A 16,206-nucleotide genomic window follows, 5' to 3' on the forward strand; every position below is an offset into this window, starting at 1 on the left:
CGCTCGCAGGGCGCTCAGGGGGAGCGCGGAATGGCCGAGACGGCCGGCCGGGAATGGTCGTCGGAAGCGGCGGGAGCGGAGGCGGGGTCCTTGCCGACGCCGGTCGAGGCGGGCGCGGGGACCCGGTCGCGGGTGCCCGAGGAGCCTCCCCGGTAGACGGCGGCGAAGGCCAGGGCGACCATGCCGATGCCCATCACGACGGCCAGGACCCAGGCGACGGGGCGGTGCCAGCGGACCTGCTTGCCGTACGGGCCGTGGGGGCCGTCGCCGAGGGCGTAGGCGTCGTCCGGCCCGTCATCGTCGTGATCTTGGCCGAATCGGGCGCCGTCGGGGCCGTAGCCGTCGTCGTAGCGCTCGCCCCGGGCGTGGGCGCGGCGGGCCTCCGCCTCGGAAGCCTCCGCTCTGGCCTGGGCGGCCGCCAGGAGGCGCTCGACGGCGGACGGTTCGTGGACCGTGGCCGCCTGCACGAAGGCCTCGTCGAAGACCACGGAGGCGAACTCTTCGTCCGACACCCCGTGGTCGTGGTCGTCGTCGGGCTCCCAGCCGTCAGGGAACGGCGTGCCCCCCACGTCCTCCGGCACGGGTCCAGAGTAGACCTGGGGGGTCAATTTGGGCAGACGGTATGGAAATTCGTCTGCCTGGTGAGATGCCTTTCGGCCGGGGTCCCCGGGGCCCGGGAGCGCTCGGCCGGACGGGTGAACCTCAGCGGCGTACGTGCCCGTCGCCGGTGACGATGTACTTGGTGCTGGTCAGCTCCGGCAGCCCCATCGGGCCGCGGGCGTGCAGCTTCTGGGTCGAGATGCCGATCTCGGCGCCGAAGCCGAACTGGCCGCCGTCGGTGAAGCGGGTGGAGGCGTTCACGGCGACGGTGGTGGAGTCGACCAGCTGGGTGAAGCGGCGGGCGGCCTGCTGGGAGGTGGTGACGATGGCCTCGGTGTGGCCGGAAGTCCACAGCCGGATGTGCTCGACGGCCTTGTCCAGCGAGTCGACCACCGCGGCGGCGATGTCGTGGGAGAGGTACTCGGTCTCCCAGTCCTCGGGGGTGGCCTCGACCACGGTGGCCCGGGAGTCCTTGGCGTAGGCCATGACCCGGTCGTCGGCGTGGACGGTGACCCCGGCCTCGGCGAGGGCGTCCAGGGCGCGGGGCAGGAACTCGGGGGCGATGTCCTGGTGGACGAGGAGGGTCTCGGCGGCGTTGCAGACGCTGACCCGCTGGGCCTTGGAGTTGATCAGGATCTCGATGGCCGTGTCGATGTCGGCCTGGGCGTCGACGTAGACGTGGCAGTTGCCGGTGCCGGTCTCGATCACGGGGACCGTGGACTCGTTGACCACGGTCCGGATCAGGGAGGCGCCGCCGCGCGGGATGAGGACGTCGACCAGGCCGCGGGCGCGCATCAGCTCGCGGACGGAGTCGCGGCTCTCGCCGGGCACGAGCTGGACGGCGTCGGCGGGGAGCCCGGCGCCGCCGACGGCGTCCCGGATCACCCGGACGAGGGCGGTGTTGGACTCGTAGGCGGAGGCGGAGCCGCGCAGCAGGACGGCGTTGCCGGACTTCAGGCACAGGGCCGCGGCGTCGACGGTCACGTTCGGGCGGGCCTCGTAGATGATGCCGACGACGCCGAGCGGTACGCGGACCTGGCGCAGGTCGATGCCGTTGGGGAGGGTGGAGCCGCGGACGACCTCGCCGACCGGGTCGGGCAGCTTGGCCACGTCGCGGACGTCGGAGGCGATGGCGCGGACCCGCTCGGGGGTGAGGGTGAGCCGGTCGACGATGGCCTCGCTGGTGCCGTTCTCCCGGGCCTTGGCCACGTCCTTGGCGTTGGCCTCGACGATCTCGGCGGTCCGGACCTCCAGGGCGTCGGCGATGGCGAGCAGCGCGTCGTCCTTCACGGCGCGCGGGAGCGGCGCGAGGTCGGCGGCGGCGGCCTTGGACCGGTAGGCGGCCTGGGTGACCGGGGACATCGAGTCGTACGGCGAGAGCGTGGTCATGGGGGAAGGGTAGTGCGCGGGGCGTCGCGGTTCAGCGGTCGTCCCACACCCCGAGACACCCCAAAAGGGGCGAACACCCCTCCCCCGGGCGCCTGCCCCGGTCCCGCCCGCGGCCCCGGCGGCCGGCTGCCCGCTCGGAACGGTCGGAACGGTCAGAACGGGTGGACGCCCACCGGTGCGGCCGGCGGCGGGCCGTAGCCCTCGGCGATGCGGTGGTGGTAGGTCTCGCGGTCGATGACCTCCAGGCCGACGATCTCCCAGGCCGGCAGGCCGGCGGTCTGCCGGTGCTCGCCCCACAGGCGCAGCGCCACCGCGGCGGCGTCGTGCAGGTCGCGGGCCTCTTCCCAATACCGGATCTCCGCGTGGTCGCTGGCGTATCTGCTGGTCAGCAGGAAGGGGTGGTCGTGGGCGAGCTGTTCCAGGGCCCGCCGCAGCTCCTGCAGCGGGACCTTCTCACCGGAGACGCTCAGGGTGACGTGCCACAGCCTGGGCAGGTCCCTGGGTTCCTCGTAGGTGTCCCCGGCCGCGACGCTCGTCAGAGCACCGCGGGACGCCGCCCCCGGGCGCACTCGTCTCACGACGGCCTCCTTCACGCATGGCCGGCAAGGCCGTACGGCTCGCTTGGCCCCTTGACGGAACGTGTTCCCTTCAACAGGTTCCCGAGACAAAGTGGAGCAGGCCGCAGGACTTCGCGTGGGGGTTTTACGGAACGTCCCCCACCGGGGGCGCTTCGTACGCTCCGCTTTACGAGTGGTTTTGCGAGCGTTACACGTGCAGGAGCGCCAGATCGTCCCTGTGTACGACCTCGCGTTCGTACGCGGGGCCCAGCTCACGCGCCAGCTCCCGCGTCGAACGCCCGATCAGCTGGGGGATCTCCTTGGCGTCGAAGTTGACGAGCCCCCGGGCCACCGCGCGGCCCCGCGCGTCCCGGAGTTCGACGGGGTCGCCGGCGCTGAACTCGCCCTCCACGGCGGCGATGCCGGCCGGCAGCAGCGACTTGCGCCCGTTCACGACCGCGTCCACCGCGCCGTCGTCCAGGGTCAGGGCGCCCTGCGGGGTGGAGGCGTGCTGGAGCCACAGGAGCCGGTCGGCGGAGCGCTTGCCGGTGGGGTGGAAGTAGGTGCCGGTGTCACCGCCGGCCAGTGCCTCGGCCGCGTGCACGGCGCTGGTGAGCACCACCGGGATGCCGGCGGCGGCGGCGATCCGCGCGGCCTCCACCTTGGTGACCATGCCGCCGGTGCCGACGCCGGCCTTGCCCGCGCTGCCGATCTCGATGCCCGCGAGGTCCTCCGGGCCCCTCACCTGGGCTATCCGGGAGGTGCCGGGACGGCTGGGGTCGCCGTCGTAGACGCCGTCCACGTCGGAGAGGAGGACGAGCAGGTCGGCGTGGACGAGGTGGGCGACGAGCGCGGCGAGGCGGTCGTTGTCGCCGAAGCGGATCTCGTCGGTGGCGACCGTGTCGTTCTCGTTGACGATCGGGAAGGCGCCCATCGCGAGCAGTTCGTCGAGGGTGCGGGAGGCGTTGCGGTGGTGGGCGCGGCGGCTCATGTCGTCGCTGGTGAGCAGGATCTGGCCGACCCGGACGCCGTAGCGGGCGAAGGAGGCGGTGTAGCGGGCGACGAGCAGGCCCTGGCCGACGCTGGCGGCGGCCTGCTGGCGGGCCAGGTCCTTGGGGCGGCGGCGCAGGCCGAGCGGGGCGAGGCCGGCGGCGATGGCACCGGAGGAGACGAGGACGATCTCCCGCTCGCCCCCGCTGCGGCTCTTGGCGAGGACGTCCACGAGGGCGTCCACACGGTCGGCGTCCAGGCCGCCCTCGGCGGTGGTCAGCGACGACGAACCCACCTTGACGACGATCCTGCGGGCCTCGCCCACGGCCTGCCTTGCCCTTGCCACGGTGCCTTCCGTCCCCTCGCGCGCTGTCCGGCTGCCTGTTCCGGCAATCTACGCGAAGCCGTGTGGATGGTGCGCCCGGGTCCGGTGGATGGACAGCGGCGGACCCGCTCGCCGGGACGGCGTCCGGTCACCGGCCGCGACCGGTACGGCACCATCCGGAGCCGTGGCATCCGGCCACCGGCCGCGACCGGTACGGCACCATCCGGAGCCGTGGCAGCGGTCTGAGAGCATGGGGCCCATGCGTCAATCGGGTTCGACACGTGCCGCCGTGGGCGCGGTCTGTGGTGCGATGGCCGTCATGTCCCTCGCGGGGTGCGGGACTTCGGACCACGGGAAGCCGGCCGCTCACGCCCGGACGGACGACGCGCAGCCACGGCACACGCCGTTGAAGCGGGTCCCCGGCGTCGGGGACCGGCTGTGGGAGCGCGTACCGGCGGACTCCCGCCAGGTGGTCGTCGTGTACGGCGCGGGCAGGAACTCCCCCGATTCCACCATCGCCCTCTTCGACAGGCACGGCTCGGTGTGGAAGCAGGAGCGCTCGTGGTCCGGGCACAACGGCCGCAGGGGCTGGACGACGGACCACCACGAGGGGGACCAGCGCAGTCCGGTGGGCGTGTTCACGCTGACCGACGCGGGCGGGGTGAACGCCGCGCCGGACGCCAGGCTGCCCTACACCAGGTCCGCGGCCTTCCAGGCGCCCCACTACTGGAAGAAGGCGTCCTGGCACGACTTCGACTACGTGATCGCCATCGACTACAACCGCGTGAAGGGCACCGCGCCCAACGATCCGACCCGGCCGCTGGGGCAGACCAAGGGCGGCAGCATCTGGCTGCACGTGGACCACGGCGGCGGGACCTCGGCGTGCGTCAGCCAGTCCGCGTCGGACATGCGGTACCTGCTGCGCACGCTCGACCCGAAGGCGCACCCCGTGGTGGTGATGGGCGACCGGGAGGACCTGAAGGCGTGAGCCGTACGCCCACGCCTGTGCCGTACGCCTACGGCGGAAGGGCCGGCCCCCCTGGGGGGACCGGCTCTTCCGTCCTGCCTGATGCCGTCAGCGCTCCAGGAACTGGAACAGTTCCTCCCACCGGTCGCGGATGACCTTCGGAGAGTAACGCTGGACGTTCTTGCGGGCCAGCTCGCCCATCCGGTCGCGGAGTTCGGCGTCCTCCATCAGCCGGCCGAGCTTCTGGGCGAGTTCGGGGACGTTTCCGGGGCGGGCCAGAAGGCCGTCCTCCTCGTCGCGGACGATTTCGCGCACGCCCGGCGCGCAGTCGAAGGCCGCGCACGGCACCGCGCAGGCCATCGCCTCCAGCAGGGCCAGCGGGAAGCCCTCGCCCCGGGAGGACTGGACGAACACCGACGCCCCGCGCAGCGCGCCGGCGACGTCGTCGGTCTGGCCGGCCCACTCCACCCGGTCGTCCAGGCCGAGCCGGGTGCACTGGGCGCGCAGCGCCTCCTCGTCGGGGCCGGAGCCGTAGATCCGCAGCAGCCAGTCGGGGTGCTGCGGCGCCGCTTCCGCCCACACGTCCAGGAGCATGTCGATGCCCTTCTGGTGCCCCAGACGGCCGATGCTCGCGACCACCTTCTCGGTGCGCTCGGAGGGCACCTCCGGCATCATCGGCAGCGGGTTGGGCATGTACCCGACGTTGTTCATGCCCCGGCCGATCCACAGGTCGGCGTCCTCGCGGGTCAGCAGCAGCAGGCGGTCGACGTCCTTGTAATACCGCGCGACGCGCCCGAAGCGGGAGGAGCCGCGCGAGTACTCGTAGGACTCGTGGCTCATGCCGATGACCGGGTGGCCCGCGGTGTCCGCGAGGGCGACCCACTCCATGGCCCACACCTGGGTCACGATGATCATCGCCCCGGGCCGGGCGGCCCGGAAGATGGCCGACAGCCGGTCGGCGGCCGCCCGCATGGCCTCCTCGCGCGCGGCCTCGCGGCGCCGGGCCTGGAGGTTGGCCCGGTCCAGCAGGGTGCGCGCCTGCCAGCGGCCCGGCGGGCGCTCGTCGTAGAGCGTCACGGTGGTGAAGGGCGGGTTCTCGCCCAGGTCCATGGGCACCTCGGGCGGCGCGATGCCGACGATGGTGACCCGGTGGCCCTCCTCGGCGAACAGTTCGGCCATCAGCGCCTGCCAACGGGCCACACCGCCGAGTTCGTTGACCTCGTTGGCCACGAAGATGATGTCACGCTGTGTCATCGGGCGTCTCCCCGGGTTCCGAAGAAGCGATCGACGATCTGGGCGGCGGCGTCGCCGCGGTCGTACTCGCCGTACTGGGCCACGAATTCCTTGAGGCGTGCCTCCTGCTCGGAGGCGAGGCTGTCCAGGTCCTCCAGGACGCCGAAGAGGTCCTCCGCCGTGTGGACGACGGGACCGGGGGCCTCCTTCGACAGGTCGAAGTACGTGCCGCGGCTGTTGTCGACGTACTCCTCCCAGTCGTAGGTGAAGAACACCATGGGGCGCTGGAGCAGCGCGTAGTCGAACATCACCGAGGAGTAGTCGGTGATGAGCGCGTCCGCGAGCAGCATGACCGGGGTGATGTCCGGCTCGCCGCTGACGTTGACGACCCGTCCCGCCACGGAGGGCGGCAGTGCGACGTTGTTCAGGTAGTGCGTGCGCACCAGCAGGGTGAAGCGGTCACCGAAGCGGTCGGCGAACTCGTCCACGTCGAACGGGAACTCGAACTTCTTGACCTTGCCGTTCTGCTCCCGGAACGTCGGGGCGTACAGCACCACCGGGCGGTCCAGACGGATGCCGAGGCGCTCGGCGAGTTCCCGGGCCGCCGGGTCGAGAGTGCCGGCGTCCCGGGCCCGGACGAGCGCGTCGTTGCGCGGGTACCCGGTGCGCAGGAGCCTGTCCTCGGTGATCCGGTAGGCCGGGGCGAGGGTCCGCTCGTCGTGCCGGCCGCGCACCACGAAGTAGTCGAACCGGTCGATCGCCTCCTGGTAGGCGCGCTGCTCGTGCTCCGGCTTGATGCGGTACTTCGGCTCGTCGAAGCCCATCCGCTTCAGGGCGGAGCCGTGCCAGGTCTGGATGTACGTGGTCTCCGGGCGCTTGCTCAGCTTCAGCGGGAAGCCCTGGTTGTCGATCCAGAACTCGGCCTGCGCCAGCGCCCTGAGGTAGGGCCAGGACCAGCGGCGCACCAGTTCGACGTCGTCCGGGAAGCCCGTGGGACGCTCACCGGCGTAGGACCAGATGGCGTGGAAGGGCAGGTTGCGGCGGCGCATCTCCTCGTAGATGGCCCGCGGGCTGTCGCTGTACTGCTTGCCGAGGTGGCTCTCGAAGACGACCGTGCCCTTGCGGATCGGCAGCAGCCGGATCATGCGGTGGTAGGTCTCGATCTTGCGCGGGCCCGAGTGCAGGTCCTTGCGCACCTTGACGGCCTTGCGCACCATCTTCTTGGCCATCGCGGCGGGCGGGCTCTGCAGGTTGCGCCGGACCAGCGTCGTGGTGCGCTGGGCGAGCGTGCCGTGCTGGGCGAGCCGGAACGCCAGGTGGCCCTTGGCCGAGGCGTGCGGCACGAGGCGGTCGGCCGTCATCCGTCCGAGCCGGGGGCGGACCCGGACCACGCCCGCGTCCTCCAGCGCGGTCTGGCCGACGGTGAGCCGGCTGGTGGCCTGGACGCCGTCGACGCTCAGGTAGAGGCGTACGTCCCACACTTCGTCGACGATGCCGAGGGGACGGAACTTCGCCGCCAGGGGCACGGTGGCCTGCCACGCCACCGACTCGCCGTCGTGCTGGACGCTCTGCACCGGGAAGCGGAACTTCTGCAGGCTCCTGCGGCGGGCGCGGAACTCCAGCTCGGCCTTCAGCTCCGCGCCCGGCGGGATCACCCCGAGCGGGTTGACGACCGAGCCGGAGACCTTGATGCCGGCGGGGTTCTCCGCGTAGGAGGTCACCTGGTTGCGCAGCCACAGGCGCTGGACCGGCCGGGTGTGGTAGCCGAGGTCGGTCACGTCGAGGATCTTGCGGGCCAGCGGGTCTTCGAGGTGCTCCGCGCACCAGTAGATCCGGCCGTCGCGCTCGGCCAGCGGGCTGGAGACCTTGCGCGGGTTGATGAGGGTGTCGATCGCCGGGGTGAGGTTCTTCCAGTCCTCCTGCAGCAGCAGGTAGGCGCACAGCCGGTGGACCGGGGAGAGCTCCTCGTAGGCCTCCGGGGAGAAGCCCTGGACGTAGCCGCGGGCCAGCTCGGCGAACTTGTGGCGGTAGTCGTCGTCCAGGAAGGGCAGGTCGCGCAGGTACAGCACGAGGTCGTGCTTGAGGAACTTGCGGTCCTTGTGGAGCTTCAGCTCCGTCTGGCCCCGCTCTTCGAGGACGCGGTCGATCCTGCGGTGGATCTCGACGCGGTCGACGAAATTGTTGATCTCGTGGCGCCGGTTGCTGATCGACTTGGCGGCGGCCTTCTCCACGACGTTCCAGTGGTAGACCGTGTTGGGGATCAGGGTGATCCGGGAGGCGGCCAGGTAGGCCTGCGCGGAGAAGAGCAGGTCCTCGTAGTGGATGCCCTTGGGGAACGTCAGACCGCTTTCCAGCAGGAACTCACGCCGGTAGCACTTGTTCGTCGACAGGGTGTCGAAGACCATCAGGTCCGGTATCTCGGCGACCGAGTCGAAGGTGCGGGTCTCCCGGTAGAGCCAGGGGTACCACTTGACCTTCTTGCCGTTCCGGCTGTCGGTGTGGACGCGCAGGCAGAGCCCGGAGACCAGGTCGGCGCCGGTGCTCTCGGCGGCGTCGAGCATGTTGCGGCAGGCGTTGAGCTCCAGGGTGTCGTCGCTGTCCAGGAACATCACGTAGCGGCCGCGGGCGACGGCGATGCCCTGGTTGCGCGGCTCGCCGCAGCCGCCGCTGTTCTCCGGCAGCTGGATCGCGCGCACCCGGTCCGAGCGGGCGGCCAGCTGCTGTGCGACCTCGAAGGAGCCGTCGGTGGAGCAGTCATCGGCGATGATGACCTCGACATTGCGCAGCGTCTGGTCCAGGACCGACTGCACGGCGGTCGGAAGACGTGCCGCGTCGTTGTAGACGATGACGACGACGCTGATGTCGGGCGTTGTGTCGGGTTGCTGGGACACTGCAGCGGCTACCTCTGGCTCGTGTGGGTGGATATCAGGGCCGACGCGTCGCGGGACGGCTCCGGCGGCGGGGCGGGGGTCCGCTCGTCCAGGGGGACGACCGGTGGCAGATCCCCGAGGTCCTCTCCGAGGAAGATGTGGCGCACCACACGCTCCGCCGCACGACCGTCGTCGAAGTCGCAGAAGCGGCGACGGAACCGATCGCGTGCCCGGGCGGCCCGCTCCCCGCGCCAGGCGCCGGAACAGAGTACTTCGGCCAGCTCGTCCTCGGTGGTGGCCACCGCCCCGGGCCCCTCGGTGCGCACGTCGAAGTACGTGCCGCGCACGACGGAGTAGGTCTCCCAGTCGTCGGCGTGGACGACGATCGGCCGGTCCAGGTTGGCGTAGTCGAACATCGCCGAGGAGTAGTCCGTGATGAGGCAGTCGGCGGCGAGGTAGAGACGCTCGACCGCCCGGTGGCCGGACACATCGATGATCCGGCCCTCGGACCGCCACTCGGCCGGCCACTCGGCCGGGCGTTCGCCGGGGTGCGCCCGCACGAGCAGCACCGCGTCCGGTCCGAGCCGCCCGGCCAGCTTCGCCAGGTCCAGCCGCGGCACGAAGCCGCGCTGGTACTCACGGCGCGTCGGCATGTACAGGAAGGCCGTCACGCGCTCGCCCAGTCCGAGCTCGCGACGGGCCTCGCGCACGTCCTCGGCGGTGGAGTCGAGCAGGACGTCGTTGCGCGGGTAGCCGGTCGTCAGGGAGGTGTACGAGCAGGGGTACGCCCGCTGCCACACGGCGCTGGAGAAGTGGTTGGCGACGAGGCTGAAGCTCCAGCGGTCGCAGCGCCGCAGCAGGGCGGCGAAGTCGGTGCCCGCCGAGGCCGGGTACTGCCGCCGGTCCAGCCCCATGGTCTTCAGCGGGGTGCCGTGGTGGGTCTGCACATGGATCTGGCCCGGCCGCCGCACCACGGCGTCCGGGAAGTTCACGTTGCCGACCAGATAGGTGGCGCGGGCGAGGGCCGCCCAGTACTCGCGCGATCCCACCCGGACGTGGCCGGCGCCCTCGGGCACCTGGTCCACCGCGTCCGGGCGGACGGCCCACACGCGGCGGATGTGGGGGGCGCGGCGGGCGAGCTCGGCGTCGATGGCCGCCGGGTTGCAGGACACCTCGCTGCCCCCGTAGGCGGAGAACACGGCCAGGTTCTCGTCGAGCGGCAGTCTCAGCTGGTGCCGGTAGTCCAGGCTCAGCGCGGTGCGTCTGGTGCGGCCGAGGGTGGTGCGCGCGTAGCCGCTCGCCTTGGCGCGGAGCTTGACGACGGCCTTGGCGCCCACCAGACCGGCGTAGGCGTCGCGCTCCAGCAGTGCGTACTTCTTGCCGCGGGATCCGGCCGGCTTGCGGAAGCCGGCGGGCATCCGGGCCCGGTAGTCCGCGGCGGCGCGGTGGAAGAACTCGGCCCGCGCGTCCCGCGGCAGCCGGCCGGGCCGCTCCAGGATCGCCAGGTAGTGGTCGACCATCTTGCGGAACAGCGGTGCGCGCCACTGCTCGGCGTCCGCGCGGGTGTCGAGGAACTCGAAGACGCGGCGGTACTGCTCGAAGATGTCGAAGTGCTTGCGGCTGACGGTGGCGAGGATGTTGCCGCCCTCGCGCCGCTGCCGGTACAGCAGGCAGACGCGGTCCAGCACGGCGATGCGCTCGGCGCTGATCAGGGAGCGGAACGTCCACAGGGCGTCTTCGTAGTAGCCCGGCGGGAAGGTGAGGCCCTCGCGGGCGATGAAGTCCCGGCGGTAGGCCTTGTTGCAGACGATCTGCAGCAGGTTGAGCAGCTGCGGACGCTCGGCGAGGGAGAACACCCCCGGTCCGGCCTCCGCGAGCAGCGCCGCCCGCTGGTTCGGGCGTATCTCGCCGTCCCAGTAGGTGCGCACGTAGTCGTAGATCAGTACGTCGGGATCCCCGGCGGCCGTCAGCCGCTCCGCTATCGCGCGGAGCGCGCCCGGCGCCAGGGTGTCGTCGCTGTCCAGGAACAGGACGTAGTCGCCCCGCGCCGCTTCCAGGGCGGCATTGCGCGCCCGTCCGAGACCCACGTTCTCCATGAGGTGGATCACATGGATGCGATCATCCCGGGCGGCGTATTCGTCGAGGAGGGCACCGGAGCCGTCCGGGGAGCGGTCGTCGACGGCGACGATCTCGAAGTCCTGGTAGTCCTGCCCGAGGACCGACTCGAGGCACTCTGCGAGGTAGCCCTGCACGTTGTAGACGGGGACGACGAGAGAGAGCCTAGGCATCCTTAGCAACCTGTCTCCGTGGCGGACGTTGACGACGCGAACGCGGCCGGCACATTGCGGCCATCGCCGACCCGAGTGCACACCGTCCATCAGCGTAGAGGATTAACAGGTCGTTTCCGTCGGGGCCACTTGTCATCTTACCGACAGTCACCGCGACGGCATTGCCCCCTTGCTCCGCATGGGACCGGATTCGTCCGATTCGATTTTTCCGGGGCCGGGAGCCAGGCTGAACAGACTGACCGCCGCTGTGAAGAGGTGACGATGAGCTGGCTGGTAACTGGTGGCGCCGGATATATCGGCGCGCACGTGGTACGCACCCTGATCCAGGGTGGTGAGGAGACCATCGTCTACGACGACCTCTCCACCGGCAGCGCCGACCGGGTGCCCGAGGGCACCCCGCTGGTGGTCGGCAGCGTGCTGGACGCCGACAAGCTGGAGCGGACGATCCGTGACCACCAGGTGACCGGCGTGGTGCACATCGCGGCCAAGAAGCAGGTGGGCGAGTCCGTCGAGCGGCCGCTGCACTACTACCGGGAGAACGTCACCGGGCTGCAGACCCTGCTGGAGGTCATGACCGCCACCGGGGTCGACCGCCTCGTCTTCTCCTCCTCCGCCGCGGTGTACGGCATGCCGGACGTGGACCTCGTCACCGAGGACACCCCCTGCGCGCCCATGAGCCCGTACGGCGAGAGCAAGCTGATCGGCGAGTGGCTGATCACCGCCGCCGCCCGGGCGCACGGACTGCGCGCCGCCTCCCTGCGCTACTTCAACGTGGCCGGGGCGGCCGAGCCCGCGCTCTCCGACAGCGGTGTCTTCAACCTCATCCCCATGGTGTTCGAGCGGCTGGAGGCGGGTGCGGCGCCGCGCATCTTCGGCGACGACTACGCCACGCCGGACGGCACCTGCGTCCGCGACTACATCCACGTCCAGGACATCGCCGGCGCCCACCTGGCCGCCGCCCGCCGCCTCACCGACGCCGAGGCGGGCACGTCCCTCGTCCTCAACATCGGCCGCGGCGAGGGCAGCTCGGTGCGCGAGATGGTGGACCGCATCCTGAAGGTCACCGGCCGTGAGGACGTACGGCCCGAGGTCACCGAGCGCCGCCCCGGCGACCCGGCCCGCGTGGTGGCCTCCGCCGACCGCATCCGGCGGGAACTCGGCTGGACCGCCGCGCACGACCTGGACGACATGATCGAGTCGGCCTGGCAGGGCTGGCGGCACCGCCACCCGTAGAACGCGAACGGGCGGCGCCGCAAGGCGCCGCCCCGGGGCGTCAGGGCCCCCGCCGGTCCACGACCGGCACCGCTCGCACCGCTCCGGAACGGCTCGAAGCCGCCGGAACCGCTCCAGAACGGCTCGGAGTCGCCGGAACCCGCTTTAGAACGGCTCGAAGTCGTCGAACTCGGCCAGCGCCTCGTCGTGCTCGGCCTGCTTGTCCCGGCGGCGCTGGGCCGCGGGGCGGGGCGCGTCGAAGCGGTGGTCCTCGCCACGGCGGCCGAGCATCTCCGCGCCGGACATGACGGTCGGCTCCCAGTCGAAGACGACCGCGTTCTCCTCGGGGCCGATGGCGACGCCGTCGCCCGCGCGGGCGCCCGCCTTCATCAGCTGCTCCTCCACACCGAGCCGGTTCAGCCGGTCGGCGAGGTAGCCGACGGCCTCGTCGTTGTTGAAGTCGGTCTGGCGGACCCAGCGCTCGGGCTTCTCGCCGCGCACCCGGAACAGCGGCTCGCCGCCGGCGTCCTCGCGTACGACGGTGAAGCCCGCGTCGTCCACGGCCTTGGGCCGGATGACGATCCGGGTCGCCTCCTCCTTCGGCTTCGCCGCGCGCGCCTTGGCGACCAGCTCGCCGAGGGCGAAGGTGAGCTCGCGCAGACCCATGTGGGCCACGGCCGACACCTCGAAGACGCGGTAGCCGCGGGCCTCCAGGTCGGGGCGGACCATCTCGGCGAGGTCCTTGCCGTCCGGCACGTCGATCTTGTTCAGGACGACGATGCGGGGCCGGTTGTCCAGGCCGCCGTACTCGCGCAGCTCGGCCTCGATGACATCCAGGTCGGAGACCGGGTCGCGGTCGGACTCCAGCGTGGCGGTGTCCAGCACGTGCACCAGCACGCTGCACCGCTCCACGTGCCGCAGGAACTCCAGGCCCAGGCCGCGGCCCTGGCTGGCGCCGGGGATGAGGCCGGGCACGTCGGCGATGGTGTAGACGGTGGAGCCCGCGGTCACCACGCCCAGGTTCGGGACCAGCGTCGTGAACGGGTAGTCGGCGATCTTCGGCTTGGCCGCGCTGAGCACGGAGATCAGCGAGGACTTGCCGGCGCTCGGGTAGCCGACGAGGGCCACGTCCGCGACGGTCTTCAGCTCCAGCACGATGTCCTGGACGTCGCCGGGCTCGCCGAGCAGCGCGAAGCCGGGCGCCTTGCGGCGGGCGGAGGCCAGCGCCGCGTTGCCGAGGCCGCCCCGGCCGCCCTGCGCGGCGATGTACGAGGTGCCGTGGCCGACCAGGTCGGCGAGCACGTTGCCCGCCTTGTCCAGGACGACCGTGCCGTCCGGCACCGGCAGGACCAGGTCCTGGCCGTCCTTGCCGGAGCGGTTGCCGCCCTCGCCGGGCTTGCCGTTGGTGGCCTTGCGGTGCGGGGAGTGGTGATAGTCCAGCAGCGTCGTGACCGACTGGTCGACGGTCAGGATGACGTCACCGCCCCGGCCGCCGTTGCCGCCGTCGGGGCCGCCGAGCGGCTTGAACTTCTCACGGTGGACGGAGGCACAGCCGTGGCCTCCGTTACCCGCGGCGACGTGCAGTTCGACGCGGTCCACGAAGGTGGTCATGGTGGGGTGCCTCCAAAAGACGAACGGGGTTTTACCTGTGTTAACACGCGAAAGGCGGACCCGCCTTCCCGCCCGGGAAGTGAGGTCCGCCTCGCGAAAGCGTTCAGCGCTGAATCAGACGATCAGACGATCTGGTGATTCAGGCGACCGGAACGATGTTCACGACCTTGCGGCCGCGGTGGGTACCGAACTCCACCGCACCGGCCTGCAGGGCGAACAGCGTGTCGTCACCGCCACGGCCGACACCGGCGCCGGGGTGGAAGTGGGTGCCGCGCTGGCGGACCAGGATCTCGCCCGCGCTCACGACCTGACCGCCGAAGCGCTTCACGCCGAGCCGCTGGGCATTGGAGTCGCGACCGTTCCGGGTGGACGATGCGCCCTTCTTGTGTGCCATTTCTCCTCAGTCCCTTACTTCGCAGCCGTGGGGATCGACGTGACCTTGATCGCCGTGTACTGCTGGCGGTGACCCTGCCGACGACGGTAACCGGTCTTGTTCTTGTAGCGCAGGATGTCGATCTTCTGGCCCTTGTGGTGGTCCACGACCTCGGCCTGGACCTTGATGCCGGCCAGCACCCACGGGTCGCTGGTCACGGAGTCGCCGTCGACAACGAGCAGGGTCGAGAGCTCGACCGTGTCGCCAACCTTGGCGGTGGAAATCTTGTCAACCTCAACGATGTCGCCGACAGCAACCTTGTGCTGGCGACCACCGCTGCGCACGATGGCGTACACGCGGATCTCACTTTCGCTCGTCTAAGAACCGGCACCCCCGCAGGCCAGCCGCCCAGAAACACCACAGACGACCTCTCCCGGCCAACCGCGTTGCCCGGGAGGAAGAGGTTTACGGGGATGTGGCGTGTTCAGTGGACACGCCGACGGTCCAGGGTACGGGGCCACGGCCAGGGGGGTCAAACCGGGCCACGGCTCAGGACGTGACCGCGGCGACGTACTCCGCGTACGCCTCCTCGATGCCCTTCGGGGACAGCTCCAGGTGTTCGAGGACGGTGTACCGGCCCGGCCGGGTCTCCGGGGCCAGGCGGACGGCCCGGACGAACTCCTCGTCGCCGAAGCCGATGTCCCGCGCCACGACCGGCAGCCCGTGGCGGCGCAGCACTCCGGCCAGCTGCCGGGCCCCCTCGTGGTCGCCCCGCAGATGCGTGGCGAAGGCGGCCGCGAGGCCCACCTGCTCGCCGTGGCTCGCCGCCCGCTTCGGGTACAGCAGGTCGAGCGCGTGACCGATCTCATGGCAGGCGCCCGAGGAGGGCCGGGTGTGACCGGCGATCGACATGGCGATGCCGGAGAGCACGAGGGCCTCGGCGAGCACGGTGAGGAACCCGTCGTCCCCGCATCCGCCCGGGTGGCGCAGCACGCTCTCGCCGGCCTGCCGGGCCATCGCCGCGGCCAGGCCGTCGATCCGCTCCCCCTTGACCCGGTGGGCCAGCTCCCAGTCCGCGACCGCGGAGATGTTGGACAGGGCGTCGCCGATGCCCGAACGGACGAAGCGGATCGGAGCCTCCCGCACCACCGCGAGGTCCACGAGGAGGGCGATGGGCGTGGGCACGCCGTACGAACCCCGGCCTGCGTCGTTGTCCAGTATGGACACGGGCGAGCAGATGCCGTCGTGCGAGAGGTTGGTGGCGACGGCGACCAGCGGCAGCCCGATGCGCGCCGCGGCGTACTTCGCGCAGTCGATGACCTTGCCGCCGCCGAGGCCCACCACCGCGTCGTACCGGCCGGGCTTCATCTCGTCGGCCAGCCGGATGGCGTCGTCCAGGTCGCCGCCCCCGACCTCATACCAGGTGGCACCCGGCAGCATGGGGGCGATCCGCTCGCGCAGCCGGGCGCCGGAGCCGCCGCTGACGGCGACGGCGAACCGGCCGGACGGCGAGATGCGCTGGTCGGCGAGGACGTCCGCCAGGCCGTCCAGGGCACCCGGGCGGATGTCGACGACGACCGGCGAGGGGATCAGCCGGCTCAGTACCGGCACGCGATCTCCCGTCCCCGGGCGAGGTCGTCGTGGTTGTCGATCTCGACCCAGTCGACCTCGCCGATCGGCGCCACGTCGATACGGAAGCCGCGGTCGACCAGCTCCTGGTACCCGTGCTCGTAGAACTGCTGCGGGTCGCTCTCCCAGACCGTCTTCAGCGCGTCCGCCAGCTCCGGCGCC

13 protein-coding genes and 1 pseudogene are annotated in these 16,206 nt (G+C 71.4%); 2 read left to right on the plus strand and 12 right to left on the minus strand.

Translation table 11 applies throughout. The features are described from left to right. Nucleotides 1-14: 14 nt before the first annotated feature. The 4 genes from IH25_RS0107520 to proB all read right to left on the minus strand — a co-directional run bounded on the left by IH25_RS0107520 (nucleotide 15) and on the right by proB (nucleotide 3,861). Complete coding sequence (locus tag IH25_RS0107520; protein WP_030605034.1) at nucleotides 15-581, minus strand: SCO2584 family spore wall biosynthesis protein; 567 nt, start codon at nucleotides 579-581, stop codon at nucleotides 15-17. A 121-nt stretch (nucleotides 582-702) separates the two neighbouring features. After that, nucleotides 703-1,989, minus strand: coding sequence for a glutamate-5-semialdehyde dehydrogenase (locus IH25_RS0107525; RefSeq protein ID WP_030605038.1), 1,287 nt, complete (start codon nucleotides 1,987-1,989; stop codon nucleotides 703-705). 152 nt (nucleotides 1,990-2,141) lie between these two features. Beyond that, nucleotides 2,142-2,567 (minus strand): hypothetical protein, encoded by a 426-nt coding sequence (locus tag IH25_RS0107530; protein ID WP_030605040.1) that lies wholly within the window; start codon nucleotides 2,565-2,567, stop codon nucleotides 2,142-2,144. A 187-nt stretch (nucleotides 2,568-2,754) separates the two neighbouring features. Then, nucleotides 2,755-3,861 carry a glutamate 5-kinase gene (gene proB / locus IH25_RS0107535; protein ID WP_030605043.1) on the minus strand — a complete coding sequence of 369 codons (1,107 nt, stop codon included), beginning with the start codon at nucleotides 3,859-3,861 and terminating at the stop codon, nucleotides 2,755-2,757. A 310-nt stretch (nucleotides 3,862-4,171) separates the two neighbouring features. Here proB and IH25_RS0107540 point away from each other — a divergent pair, with 310 nt between their 5' ends. Next, complete coding sequence (locus tag IH25_RS0107540; protein ID WP_030605046.1) at nucleotides 4,172-4,849, plus strand: hypothetical protein; 678 nt, start codon at nucleotides 4,172-4,174, stop codon at nucleotides 4,847-4,849. Nucleotides 4,850-4,936: 87 nt separating this feature from the next. Here IH25_RS0107540 and IH25_RS0107545 read toward each other — a convergent pair whose 3' ends face one another. From IH25_RS0107545 to IH25_RS0107555, 3 genes are read right to left on the minus strand one after another with little or no spacing between them, the layout of a single operon-like run. Beyond that, a complete protein-coding gene (locus IH25_RS0107545) occupies nucleotides 4,937-6,082 on the minus strand; it encodes a glycosyltransferase family 4 protein (protein WP_030605048.1) in 1,146 nt (381 codons plus the stop codon). Next, nucleotides 6,079-8,952 carry a bifunctional glycosyltransferase/CDP-glycerol:glycerophosphate glycerophosphotransferase gene (locus tag IH25_RS0107550; protein WP_030605051.1) on the minus strand — a complete coding sequence of 958 codons (2,874 nt, stop codon included), beginning with the start codon at nucleotides 8,950-8,952 and terminating at the stop codon, nucleotides 6,079-6,081. Before IH25_RS0107550 ends, IH25_RS0107545 begins: the two co-directional genes overlap by 4 nt. Nucleotides 8,953-8,960: 8 nt before the next feature. Beyond that, the gene (locus tag IH25_RS0107555) at nucleotides 8,961-11,219 is read right to left on the minus strand and encodes a bifunctional glycosyltransferase/CDP-glycerol:glycerophosphate glycerophosphotransferase (RefSeq protein WP_030605054.1); all 2,259 of its coding nucleotides are present in this window, start codon (nucleotides 11,217-11,219) and stop codon (nucleotides 8,961-8,963) included. Between the two features lie 261 nt (nucleotides 11,220-11,480). Between IH25_RS0107555 and galE the strand changes: the two genes are divergently transcribed. Next, nucleotides 11,481-12,452 carry a UDP-glucose 4-epimerase GalE gene (gene galE, locus IH25_RS0107560; protein WP_030605057.1) on the plus strand — a complete coding sequence of 324 codons (972 nt, stop codon included), beginning with the start codon at nucleotides 11,481-11,483 and terminating at the stop codon, nucleotides 12,450-12,452. A gap of 144 nt (nucleotides 12,453-12,596) precedes the next feature. On the opposite strand, the gene obgE is transcribed toward galE, so the two are convergent. The 5 genes and pseudogenes from obgE to IH25_RS0107585 form a co-directional block, all read right to left on the minus strand. Continuing rightward, entirely contained in the window at nucleotides 12,597-14,042 is a 1,446-nt protein-coding gene (obgE, locus tag IH25_RS0107565; RefSeq protein ID WP_030605062.1) for a GTPase ObgE, read from the minus strand. 139 nt (nucleotides 14,043-14,181) lie between these two features. Next, nucleotides 14,182-14,436 (minus strand): 50S ribosomal protein L27, encoded by a 255-nt coding sequence (gene rpmA / locus IH25_RS0107570; protein ID WP_030605064.1) that lies wholly within the window; start codon nucleotides 14,434-14,436, stop codon nucleotides 14,182-14,184. Nucleotides 14,437-14,450: 14 nt separating this feature from the next. Continuing rightward, nucleotides 14,451-14,771, minus strand: coding sequence for a 50S ribosomal protein L21 (gene rplU / locus IH25_RS0107575; RefSeq protein ID WP_028422127.1), 321 nt, complete (start codon nucleotides 14,769-14,771; stop codon nucleotides 14,451-14,453). A 193-nt stretch (nucleotides 14,772-14,964) separates the two neighbouring features. Further along, nucleotides 14,965-16,026 (minus strand): iron-containing alcohol dehydrogenase family protein, encoded by a 1,062-nt coding sequence (locus IH25_RS0107580; protein WP_030605067.1) that lies wholly within the window; start codon nucleotides 16,024-16,026, stop codon nucleotides 14,965-14,967. Then, nucleotides 16,014-16,206, minus strand: a pseudogene (locus tag IH25_RS0107585) (phosphocholine cytidylyltransferase family protein); the annotation flags it as partial. The gene IH25_RS0107580 and the pseudogene IH25_RS0107585, both read right to left, overlap by 13 nt.

The sequence above is a fragment of the Streptomyces achromogenes subsp. achromogenes genome (assembly GCF_000720835.1).
In the GTDB taxonomy this organism is placed as follows: Bacteria; Actinomycetota; Actinomycetes; order Streptomycetales; family Streptomycetaceae; genus Streptomyces; species Streptomyces achromogenes.

Excerpts from the sequence above, each read along its gene's own strand:
- IH25_RS0107525 (WP_030605038.1), bottom strand. The coding sequence starts at position 1,989 with ATGACCACGCTCTCGCCGTACGACTCGATGTCCCCGGTCACCCAGGCC.
- IH25_RS0107540 (WP_030605046.1), top strand. The coding sequence starts at position 4,172 with ATGGCCGTCATGTCCCTCGCGGGGTGCGGGACTTCGGACCACGGGAAG.
- IH25_RS0107545 (WP_030605048.1), bottom strand. The coding sequence starts at position 6,082 with ATGACACAGCGTGACATCATCTTCGTGGCCAACGAGGTCAACGAACTC.
- IH25_RS0107555 (WP_030605054.1), bottom strand. The coding sequence starts at position 11,219 with ATGCCTAGGCTCTCTCTCGTCGTCCCCGTCTACAACGTGCAGGGCTAC.
- galE (WP_030605057.1), top strand. The coding sequence starts at position 11,481 with ATGAGCTGGCTGGTAACTGGTGGCGCCGGATATATCGGCGCGCACGTG.
- obgE (WP_030605062.1), bottom strand. The coding sequence starts at position 14,042 with ATGACCACCTTCGTGGACCGCGTCGAACTGCACGTCGCCGCGGGTAAC.
- rpmA (WP_030605064.1), bottom strand. The coding sequence starts at position 14,436 with ATGGCACACAAGAAGGGCGCATCGTCCACCCGGAACGGTCGCGACTCC.